Genomic DNA, 10,978 nt, shown 5'->3' on the forward strand with positions numbered 1-10,978 from the left:
CTAGCTCCAAAACGCGGTTTTGGTTGATGCTTCAACGAAAAATATGCGAGTTATCCACAGTCGCTAGTCGGCAGGCCAGGCGAATTTCACTTCGCGCTTGTCGGGGTCGGCGGTAATGAGTGAGACGTGGGCGCTGCGGCCTTGGGGTGCAGCGCCAATGCAATCAGCCAGCACGGGCGGGTCGGCCACGAATACGAAAGACTTGCTCTTCTCTTTGTCGGAGGTCAGAACAGCGGCTTCAAAGTTGTGGCCCACCCAAGGTTGCAGCACGCGGGCTTCGAGCCAGTTGAGCACGGCCTTATCCACCTGTGAAGCCAGTTGCGAGGTCCGGCGCATGGCGGAGACAACGTCTTTGGCATTGTCGGTAACCCACGTGGGGATCTCTTCCCCATTGCTTAAGGCAAGGCAGATTTCCGATGCGAAGCGGTCCACCAGGCGGCGCAGCGGCGCAGTCACGTGCGCGTAATAGCCGCCGATGCCGGCGTGGATCTCGGCATTACCATCGGCTAGCCAGACGTAGTCAGCACCGCGCAAAAGGCGCTGCGCCAAGCGCATGACGGCCATACCGCGGGGTGAATCGGCATCAATTGATAATAAGAATTCAGAGATAGTCTGATCCCCGATGTCATATCCCAAGGCAGCGATTTCCTCGTAGAACTCAAGCTCAGCGTCCGGAGTAGCTGATGGCAGGGTGCGTAAGAAACCCACACCGTGTTCAGCCATGAGCTGGCCCGCGCACATGCCGGTCAGAAGGGAAATCTCAGAGTTATAATCCATCATTTCATGACGCGGTTCGATGACCAGCTCAAATTGGCCATCCTCATTTTCCACCACGCGCTGCGAAGGCAAGCGCAAAGAAATCGCATCACGGCGTAGCGAGGACGCCTGGCGTAACTTGCCCACTTCCGGCAGCAGCGCGATGGATGAATGCAGCTGGCCATTGATAAGGTCCTCATGCGCGCCGTCATAATCCAAGCGTGCGCGCGAGCGCACCAAGGCGCGTTCCACGGTGAAATTCTCAACCTCACCAGAGACATCCAAGTGGAAGGTCCATAGGACGGCGGGGCGGTCGGCATCGGGAAGCAATGAAGCATCACCCTCTGACAGCTCCGGCGGGTGCAGGCGTGCTGGTTCATCGGGAAGATAAATTGTTTGCCCGCGCTCCAGGGATTCTTTTTCAATAACTCCGCCGGGTTCCACAAAGGCCGCAACATCAGCGATAGCGTAATACACCACGTATCCCGCGCCACCGGTGGGTTTATCAATGCACACCGCCTGGTCCAGATCCATCGACCCCGGTGGATCAATGGTGACCAGCGGAATATCGCGCTTGTCTTTGCGCTGATTAGCAAAAGCATCTTTGGCGCGCGCGGCAGCCTCAGTTACCTCAGGCGCAAATGTGGTGGGCACGTTGAACTCCGCAGCGATAGCGGAAAAGTCCACGTGGGCTGCATATAACTTCATGCCGCCCTATTGTTCCACATTTCATCGCTGCAGGCAGCGCAATGAAATGATGAAAAAGTTGAAGCGAATGAGCCAGCCTATAAGCCGGATTCTGTGCCAAAAGGCGGTGAACATCCATCTGAGCGTATCGTTGCCAATACGCTTCAAGCAGCTACCTTCAGGTTCGAGCGAGCAGCTCTCAAACACCTGATCAAGCCCGCCATTAACGGGCCATGATGCCTTGCTCCCAGTGGGGTTTACCCAGCCGCCCCAATCACTTGGGACGCTGGTGCGCTCTTACCGCACCGTTTCACCCTTACCCCGCTTTCGCGAGGCGGTCTACTTTCTGTTGCACTTGCCCGCGGGTCGCCCCGGGTTGCTGTTAGCAATCACTGTGCTCTTCGGAGTCCGGACTTTCCTCGGCTTTTGCCTACCCCGGTAAACGGAGTGGTTCAATTGCCGCGTTCACCCGGCCGACTCATTCGTTGAATTATTCTAGCGCACCCAGGTGCCCAACATCATTTACGCAGCGTACAAGGGATCCATCAGCCCAAAATTCCACGTCACTAATGGATGCCACGCCAAGGAATACTTTGTCGAATACCGAAGCATTGCCATCGAGTGCCTGACGGATGAAGGACTTAATCGGATTGACGTGCGTGACCACCAGGACCGTCTTGCCGGCGAAGCGTTCTTGTAATTCTTTGCGTACCCTGCGCACGCGTTTATGTAGCTGCTGGATAGACTCCCCATCCGGGCAGGTGATGGAAGAGTCTTGCATCCATTTGCGCAGGCGCTCATTGTCATTTTGGTGCACATCATCGAAGCACAGACCTTCCCATTCACCGAAGTCCAGCTCAATGAGGTCATCGACAATCTCCACCTCATCCATGCCCAATGCCTGCGCAGCCGCATTGGCCGTGCTGTGGCAGCGCTTGAGTGGTGAGGACACAATGGCATCAAAGGTCAGCCCCCGGTTTGCCACCGCTTGTGCCGCGGCCAGCGCCTGCTTTTGGCCCAGCTCCGTCAGCTCCACATCCGTGTGCCCGGAGTATTGCTTATCCACGCTCATCTGAGTTTGCCCATGACGCAGCAACACGAACCGTGTGACTTCCCCACGGTTATGCAGCCAGTCCTCTGGCTTCAATGCGGTATCGGCTTGCTCAGGTGAAGTCCTAGTTTCGGGCTGTGCCTCAACAGCTGATTCCGTACGGACTTCTTCTTTCGCAGGTCCCTTGTCCGGTGCTTTTTCTGAAGCAGAAGCACCATCTTTGTGAACAATTCCTACCGGGTGGCCAGCAGCGCAGGCATCCATCGCATCATTGGAGAGCTTGTCTGCCACGGAGTTCTTGGCTCGCGCAACCCAGGAAAGGCTGAAGTTATCGAAGCCATTGATGATCTTCTTTGCTTCAACCGCGAGTTTTTGCATATCCGGGTGCTTGATTTTCCAGCGGCCATTGATTTGTTCCACCACCAGCTTGGAGTCCATGAAAAACTCCACATCGGTAGCACCTAATTCAGCGGCGCGTTCCACCCCGCGCAGCAAGCCGTAGTACTCGGCGACGTTATTAGTGGATTTCTTGCCCACCACATACACAATCTCATCCAAGATGGTCGTGCCATCGGCGGCGTAGATGACGGTGCCGCTGCCAGCTACCCCGGGATTACCGCGGGAGCCACCATCGGCGTAAATAACAACTTTCATTAATTTCTATCCTCGTTATCAAGCATTTCCGTCATCGAACTTCGCAGCCACTGCTACTCTCCCACTACTTAGCGCCGCCCACCGGCAGCGTTAGGCAGGGCGAATCAGGTAAGAACCGCAGTCAGAGCACTGCGGCATTTCATCCTTTGGCGCGTTCATAATGGCGGCGCGCTCTGCAGGTGGCAGGACCATGGAGCAAGAACCACAGGTCTTGCCAGACTTGAAGGCTTCTGCGCCAATGCCGTTTTCCTCACGCTGGCGCTCAAATTCTGCCAAAGTAGCCTCATCTAGCTGATCGCGCAGCTTGGAGATCTCAGCATCGATATCGCGCTCTTCCTCCACTGGCGCTGCCGCATCGGCTGCTTCAAAAGCGCGGCGGGCGGTCTCAACCTTCTTCGCCGTTTCATCCACGCGCGCGCCATGCACGTCACGGTTATTGCGCAGCGCATGGATTTCATTGTGGGCTTCCTGCAGCTCACTCATCAGATCCGCGATACGGGACTTAGCCGCATAACGGTCATGCTCGAGCTCACGGCGCTGCTCCGGGTCGGTGGCCGCAGATAGCTGGGCTTTATCATCGCGCTCACGCTTGCGCAGCTTGCGCTCATCAGCCTGGATGCGCAGGATGTCATTTTCCACATCATCCACGGCCATCTGTGCTGCCGCCGCAGCATCGAGCGCACGCTTGTGCTCCGCTTCAGCCTTGTCCAGCTCTACTTTTTCTTCCAGTTCCGGCGCCTGCGCGCCCACAGCGTTGAGCCTTAATACGCGGGAGAGCTGCAATAGGGTTTGTTGCTTTTCTGCCTCGAGCTTCATAAATGCCTTCTCCTCTTTAGTTTTCCAGTAACTTATTTCGCTTCAGGGTGGGCGGAAATAGTCCATGGATCGGTGCGTAGTGAAATAATCTCACACTCCACATTAGCCCCCGCAGCGACTACTTCCGAAGCCTGCGTTGTCCATGGGAATTCACTGGCCCAGTGCGCCGTATCAATCACGGCCGGACCACCCGCGCGCAGATGTTCATCCACCGGGTGATGGCGCAAGTCGGAGGTGACATACACATCCGCGCCAAGTACCCGGGCATTATCTAAAAAGCTATCGCCCGAGCCCGAAGAAACCGCAACACGCTTGACTATCTTCTCCGGGTCACCGGCCGCACGCACGCCCCAGGCCGTTTCCGGCAACGCATTCGCAACCTGCTGGGTAAATTCACGCAGCGTCATTGCTTCTTCCAGTTCACCGATGCGCCCCAGACCGAATGCTGTGTCCATATCCGCCGTCGGTGCCATTTCCACCACATCAAAGGCAGGTTCTTCATAAGGGTGCGCTTCACGCAGCTTGCCGATGATTTCCGCCCGCTTTGAGCTCGCCGCCACAAATTCCACGCGCAGCTCAGAATCAGAGTAATTCTCCCCTACTGTGCCAGTATGTGGGTCGGCGCCTTCAACAGGAGTGAATTGGCCTTGGCCTTCCCACTCGAAGGAGCATTCTTGATAGTCCCCAATGGAACCCGCGCCAGCTTCGAAGACAGCAGCCTTGACTTGGGCTGCAAATTCAGCCGGAACGTGCACGCCCCACTTATCAATGATCTTGGGGTCTTTCGGAACAATCGGGCGGCCAGGCTTAATGCCGACGAGCTCTGCCAGCTTGTCATTGACGCCTGGGCGAGCTGAGTCCGCGTTGGTGTGTGCGGCAAAGAGTGCCACTCCACCGCGGATGAGCGTGTGGATGACTTTGCCCTTCGGCGTATCTGCGGCCACGGTATTTACTCCGCGCATCAGCAGCGGGTGGTGAATGACCAGCATGTCCGCGCCCATCGCCACAGCCTCCTCGGCCACAGCCTGGGTGCAGTCCAATGCGAAGGCTACTTTCTTCACTTCATCGGCCGGGTCGCCGCAGATAAGTCCCACGGCATCCCACTTTTCGGCCAAGTAGGGCGGGTAGGCGGTATTCAGTACTGTGCGAATATCAGCAACGGTGACGTGTTCATGGCTCATAGCCATCCATCATATAGGTCGATTTCAATTGGTTCTGCGTCCGAAAAGCTGGTAAATACAGTCCATATGTCCGATACTTTTGTGTCCTCTTCACCCGCTTCCGAAGAACCTTCTACTGAGCTTTTCCACCTGTGCTTTGTCTGTACTGGCAATATCTGTCGTTCTCCGATGGCTGAGGTCATCATCCATGATGCTTTAGAAGCAGCCGGGCTCGATTCCATTACACGCACTTCTTCATGTGGTTTGGGCGGCTGGCATGCGGGCCAGAAGGCCGATAAGCGCACGATTGCTGAGCTACGCAAGTCTGGACATGATGGTGATTCTCACCGCGCAGCCAAATTGGGCAAGCAGCACTTGGGCGCAGATATCTTCATCGCGATGGATCATGGTCACCGCGATGGGCTCATTCACGCCGGTGTAGAACCGGAGAAGATCCGACTGATCCGTGAATTTGATCCGCACTCCCCCAAAGGCGCTGAAGTAGCTGATCCATATTATGGTTCACAGTCTGATTTTCAGCGCACCCGCCAAGAGATTGAAGCAGCTACGCCGGGCCTTGTGGAATGGGTGAAAGACACCGCTACGCGCTAGACTGTAGGGCATTATGCGCAGACAGGTTAAGAAGAAAAAATCATGGTGGTCCACCTTTTTAAAGCCTGGTTGGATCCTTTTTACTATCTTCGTGATCGCATTCACCTACTTCGCGTTTACCTGGCTCGCGCCGTGGCAGCTCAACAAGGATGATGACATTGTTGAGCGTAACCACCAACTAGAGGCCGCGTTTGAAGCAGATCCTGTCCCCTACCAGGAGGTCTTCAATGATGATGGCACTATTCCAGCTGACCGCGAGTGGTCCCGGGTGACCATGACTGGCCAGTACCTCACTGATGATGAGGTGCTGCTACGCATGCGCCCGGTAGCTTCCGGCCCGTCCTATCAGTCCCTGGTTCCTTTTGAAACCAACCAGGGTGACATCATTTTGGTCAACCGTGGCTGGGTCAATGCCGGTGAAGGCAACACGGTTCCCGATGACTTAGAGTCCGCCCCAACAGGTGAAGTCACGCTACTCGGCATGGTTCGATTCGGTGAGAATGTTCACCCTAATGAACCCATTGAGCGCGAGGGTTATTGGCAGTCATATTCCATTAACGCCAACACCATTGAAGAGATCACTGGCCTAGAGGGCATCGGCGATGATTATGTTCAGCTCAATGAGGACCAGCCTGGTGTCTTGAATCCGGTGCCGGTTCCTTCCATGGACCGTGGCAATCACCTGTCTTATGGTTACCAGTGGATTGCTTTTGGCATCATGGCGCCCATCGGCTTGGGCTACTTCATCTACTCTGAGATTCGCGAGCGTCGCCGCGCTGAAGAGGAGCAAGCTGAGTTGGAAGCCATGGGCTCCGATGGTCTTTCTACCAAGACCGGCGATAGCAAGAATGACACTGACCCCGCCGACGACAGCTACATCCACCCCGAAAATCTCTCCGAAAGTTTCTCCGAGGACCGCCCCGCTTCCGCACAGGATTCCTCCGACGTCCGAGAGCCTTCTGAGTCCGAGCCGAAGACTGAGCCTGAAGAACCAGCAGCTGCTAAGAACTCAGGGGCATCCGCACGTCGCCGCGCACGCTACGGTGACGCACACCCAGACCACTACGCAAAGTTCAACAAGCGTTCCCAAGACCGCGCTTAGTGAGCACATATACTCACTAAGTATGCTCGTCCATATCAGAACGTCAACACGAAGAAGCGGGCACCTACTCCAGCCAATTAAGGCTTGGGTAGGTGCCCGCTGAGTTATTTTCTTAGTATTGCGGTTTCGGTGGAACCGGTGCGCCTTGAGGTGGTGCGACCTTAGGATACTTGGCAGATGCAGCGGTCAATCCGGCGCTGACTGCACCGGAGGATTCGCCATTGCCATTAGTTGCGGTTGGGTCGCCTGCGGCCTCCGCAGCGCCTTCAGGAGATTCGCGCCACGGAGTTGGATCCCAATTGCCATCCACCAGCTTGCGCTGAGTCCACCAACCCAACGCGAATACTGCGATACCAACCAGGGCGACCAGGATGAGGCCCAATGCCCCACCGAGCTGAGCGGACCAACCAATAAGGATTCCGAACCAACCGAAGTCAGCGTCACCGAAGGTGGTATTGGCATCGCCGAAGGTGCCCAGTACGCCGAGCAGGAATGCCGGCAGGATGGTGATAATTAGACCGTTGACAAAGGCACCGAGGATAGCGCCGCGGCGACCACCGGTAGCGTTACCGTAGACACCCGCTGCACCACCGGTGAAGAAGTGTGGAACCAGGCCAGGCAGAATCAGCGCAACACCAAACATCGGGTTGAGCCAGGCTGCCAAGAGTGCCAACCCGGTGAGGCCACCAATGAAGGAGAAAATGAAGCCCAACAGCACAGCGTTTTGTGCATATGGGAAGACGATTGGTGCATCCAGCGCTGGAATAGCGCCAGGCACCACCTTGGCAGCAATGCCCTGGAATGCAGGAACCAGCTCACCAAGGATGGTGCGAACACCGAAGAGGATGATTGCCACAGCAACACCGAATTGCAGGCCCTGTGTGAAGGACTGCATGAGGAAGTTGCCCACATTCGTGGCGCCGCCCTCAAACGCGGTGAATGCTTCTTCCTGGCCAGCACGTGCCAAAAATAGCAGTGCCAAGATGATGTACATGATCGCCATGGACAGTGCGGTAGAGACCATGGAGTCGCGCAGGAAGCGCAGGCCTTCAGGCATTTTGAGGTCTTCAGTAGATGGGGACTGCTTTTCCTTCGTCTTACCGCCCACCAGCTTGCCGGTGGCGGCTGCCGCAACATAGCCCAGGGTGCCAAAGTGACCGATAGCGATTGAGTCATTGCCGGTAATACGACGAGTCCATGGGTGCGCGATGGCTGGCAGAGCGACCATCAAGATGCCCAACAGGATGGCACCAACGACGACCACGATCCAGGTTGCGTTGCCGCTAGTTGCCAGGATGATGGTGATCATCGTGGCCATAAAGAGCACGTGGTGACCGGTCAAGAATACATAGCTTAATGGTGTAAAGCGCGCGAGCACCAGAGATACCGCGAAGCCGAGAATCATCAGCCAAGCGACCTGACTGCCGTATTCAGCCTGCGCGATTCCGGCGATGGCCTCATTAGTCGGGACCACCCCGCGCATGCCGGTGGCGCCTTCAATCATGACACCAAGTGGTTCCAGCGATGCGGTGACCAAACCAGCACCGGCATTGATAAGCAGGAAGCCGAGGGTGGCTTTGATGGCGCTGCCGGCTACTTGGCCGGCACTCTTGCCTAGTGCCGCCATACCTACGGCGGTGATTATACCGATGAGGAACGCAGGGACGGCCAAGATTTCATTGACCAGAAACTGCGCGATGGAAAGTATGACATCCATGACTTAAACTTCTCTTTCTTCTTAGACCGCGTAGAGCTCACGCAGCGCAGCATCAATTTCACTTAAAGACGTGAAGTCTTTAATCACCCACACGGGCACGCCAACATCACCCAAGGTCGCTGCGATTTCACCAGACGTCAAGATGAAATCTGCTTCCTTAGCGCGTCCTTTCGCAGAAATAGTGTCGGTGGCTTCCACGTTGACGAGCTTGCCCCATCCCCAATCGGATAAGACTTCGTCCAATGAGTTCTTCAAAAATAAAGAGGTGCCCAGACCATTTCCGCAAACGGTGAGCACCTTGCCTTTAGATTCCACAGCATCAGCGTCGTGAGCGTTCGCTGTCGACGCTCCCGCGTTCGCAACACCTGCGGACGTTGCGGCATCTGCATCGGCAGGCTTCTTGCCTACTCCCTCGAGAACCTCACGAAGTTCTTCAACGGTAGTAAGACTGTCGAGCTTCGCACGGGTCTGCTTCTTCGCCAAAAGCTTGGAGAGCTCTTTCATCGCCTGCAAGTGCATCTTGTCGTCTTCAGCAGCCAGCGCCACTACCAAGTTAACTGGGTCATTAGAATCATGACCAAACTCAACTGGCTGGTTAAGCCTTACCCACGAGATGGCAGTGCGCTTTACTGCTTCGGATGGCCGTGCGTGGGCAAAAGCAAAGCCCGGAGCAACAACGATATAAGGGCCGTTATCTTCGACGCTTCTAATCATCGCAGCAGTGTAATCACTGCTAATTGCCCCGGTATTCTCCAGTAACTGCCCGGACTGAGCGATGGCATCTTGCCAATCACTCGCAGTGGTGTTTAAATCCACTGCGGCAGAATCCAACAGTTCATTTAACTGAGACATGAGGTTCCTTTCATTAACTTCGGTCACTTTTGATCATAAACCTAATGATTGTTATCCCCTAGGTACTGTGACCATTCCTGATAACGCCCTAAAGCCCGTGCATTGATGTGTACAAATTAATATTTGGATCGCATTCTTGAACGCCACTGACTGTTCCCAGCGAGGAGCGTGTCAAGTATTTTGTGTGTGGGGCTTTCGGTCTGAGTGTTTATAGGTAGTTCGTAAAGCGTTCGGGATAGGCCACGGCCATTTGGTTGATGGCTTGTTTCCAGTTGGTGACTTTCCTGCCTTCGATGAGTCTTCCGCTGGTCGCGGCGGCTTTTCGACCTTCTTTAGCTCGTTTGGCCGCGCGTTTATCTTCGATATTGCAGATCATCAACCACAGCGTCTTAATCGCGGAATCATCATTGGTAAACTGCACGCGGTTGCGAGTGGCTTTACGCAGCTCGTTATTCATCGACTCAATGGAATTAGTCGTATAGATGACCTTTCTGGCCATGGGTGGGAACTGCAGAAACGGCACGAACCGCTCCCACGCATCGGACCAGACTTTCACTGATTGCGGATATTTCTGGCCCAATTCTGATTCGGCGAATTCATCCAACGCTGCGCGCGCGGTTGACTCATCTGGGGCAGTGTAGACCTTCTTTAATGCCGCAGATACCGCCTTACGGTCGCCATAAGCCACCCACCGATTCGCAGCCCGAATCAGGTGCACGACACAGGTCTGCACCATCGAATCCGGCCAGGTCGCTTCGACAGCTTCCGGCAAACCCTTCAAACCATCGCAGCAGACGATGAACACGTCCTGGATACCGCGGCTAGCTAAGTTTGCGCATACATGTGCCCAAAAGGATGCGCCTTCTTCTTTCGCCAACCAGATGCCCAGGATGTGTTTGATACCGTCCATATCCACCCCGATGGCCAAATACGCGGACTTATTGACCACGCGCCCACCGTCACGGACTTTAATTCGTAGCGCATCAAGAAATATCACCGGGTAGAACTCGTCTAACTGCCGGTTCTGCCACATCATGACCTCATCTAAGACAGCATCCGTGACTGCTGAAACTGTCTCATGGGAGATATCAACTTTCATGGCTGTGGCCATATGATGCTGAATATCACGAACGGTCATACCCCCGGCATACAAACTGATGATCATGTCATCAACATCAGTCAGCCGCCGAGAGCCTTTCGGCACCATAGTAGGCAAAAACGTGCCTTCACGATCCCTAGGCACAGTGACATCAACCGGACCATAGTTCGAATCAACCTTTTTGACATAGGAACCATTGCGGTAATTATCGCCGCCACCGGCCGCTTTAGCCTCACGATCGCCTTTGGAATACCCCAGGTGAGCATCCATTTCCGCTTCCAGGCCGCGAGTGACCGAGGCCTGCAACAAGCCACGCACTAAATCATTAGCATCCGTTGCTGTTGAGCCGAGCTCGTCAATAAGCTTGGCTATCTCCGGGTTCGCCAGCAGCTTTTGCTCGATTGCTTTGATCTTCGCGGAATCTTCCGGGTCTCGTTTCGCCACAGAATCCATTATGGTTTATCTCCTTCAT

At 55.2% G+C, this 10,978-nt stretch carries 9 protein-coding genes and 1 other RNA gene; 2 read left to right on the top strand and 8 right to left on the bottom strand.

Annotated elements, in window-relative coordinates; translation table 11 throughout:
• Positions 1–63: 63 nt before the first annotated feature.
• From ACG98I_RS12680 to ACG98I_RS12700, 5 genes are all read right to left on the bottom strand, one after another.
• Complete coding sequence (locus ACG98I_RS12680; RefSeq protein ID WP_394720925.1) at positions 64–1,464, bottom strand: ribonuclease catalytic domain-containing protein; 1,401 nt, start codon at positions 1,462–1,464, stop codon at positions 64–66.
• A gap of 64 nt (positions 1,465–1,528) precedes the next feature.
• An RNA gene (rnpB, locus tag ACG98I_RS12685) (RNase P RNA component class A) lies at positions 1,529–1,924 on the bottom strand.
• Between the two features lie 9 nt (positions 1,925–1,933).
• Positions 1,934–3,148 (bottom strand): bifunctional RNase H/acid phosphatase, encoded by a 1,215-nt coding sequence (locus ACG98I_RS12690; RefSeq protein WP_394720924.1) that lies wholly within the window; start codon positions 3,146–3,148, stop codon positions 1,934–1,936.
• 90 nt (positions 3,149–3,238) lie between these two features.
• Positions 3,239–3,964, bottom strand: a complete 726-nt coding sequence (locus ACG98I_RS12695; RefSeq protein WP_394720923.1) for a zinc ribbon domain-containing protein — start codon at positions 3,962–3,964, stop codon at positions 3,239–3,241.
• 32 nt (positions 3,965–3,996) lie between these two features.
• Positions 3,997–5,145: a Nif3-like dinuclear metal center hexameric protein gene (locus tag ACG98I_RS12700; RefSeq protein ID WP_394720922.1), complete on the bottom strand. Its 1,149-nt coding sequence runs from the start codon at positions 5,143–5,145 to the stop codon at positions 3,997–3,999.
• A gap of 66 nt (positions 5,146–5,211) precedes the next feature.
• On the opposite strand from ACG98I_RS12700, the gene ACG98I_RS12705 reads away from it, so the two are divergent.
• Both ACG98I_RS12705 and ACG98I_RS12710 read left to right on the top strand, forming a co-directional pair.
• Positions 5,212–5,736, top strand: a complete 525-nt coding sequence (locus ACG98I_RS12705; protein ID WP_394720921.1) for a low molecular weight protein-tyrosine-phosphatase — start codon at positions 5,212–5,214, stop codon at positions 5,734–5,736.
• Between the two features lie 13 nt (positions 5,737–5,749).
• Complete coding sequence (locus ACG98I_RS12710) at positions 5,750–6,838, top strand: SURF1 family protein (RefSeq protein ID WP_394720920.1); 1,089 nt, start codon at positions 5,750–5,752, stop codon at positions 6,836–6,838.
• Positions 6,839–6,950: 112 nt separating this feature from the next.
• Here the strand turns inward: ACG98I_RS12710 and ACG98I_RS12715 are convergent, their stop codons facing one another.
• The 3 genes from ACG98I_RS12715 to ACG98I_RS12725 form a co-directional block, all read right to left on the bottom strand.
• Positions 6,951–8,555 carry a PTS ascorbate transporter subunit IIC gene (locus ACG98I_RS12715; RefSeq protein ID WP_394720919.1) on the bottom strand — a complete coding sequence of 535 codons (1,605 nt, stop codon included), beginning with the start codon at positions 8,553–8,555 and terminating at the stop codon, positions 6,951–6,953.
• 21 nt (positions 8,556–8,576) lie between these two features.
• Complete coding sequence (locus ACG98I_RS12720) at positions 8,577–9,407, bottom strand: PTS sugar transporter subunit IIA (protein WP_394720918.1); 831 nt, start codon at positions 9,405–9,407, stop codon at positions 8,577–8,579.
• Positions 9,408–9,615: 208 nt separating this feature from the next.
• Positions 9,616–10,959 (bottom strand): IS256 family transposase, encoded by a 1,344-nt coding sequence (locus tag ACG98I_RS12725; RefSeq protein WP_394719581.1) that lies wholly within the window; start codon positions 10,957–10,959, stop codon positions 9,616–9,618.
• Between the last annotated feature and the right edge of the window lie 19 nt (positions 10,960–10,978).

This window comes from Corynebacterium sp. L4757 (assembly GCF_043673995.1).
Classification (GTDB): Bacteria; Actinomycetota; Actinomycetes; order Mycobacteriales; family Mycobacteriaceae; genus Corynebacterium.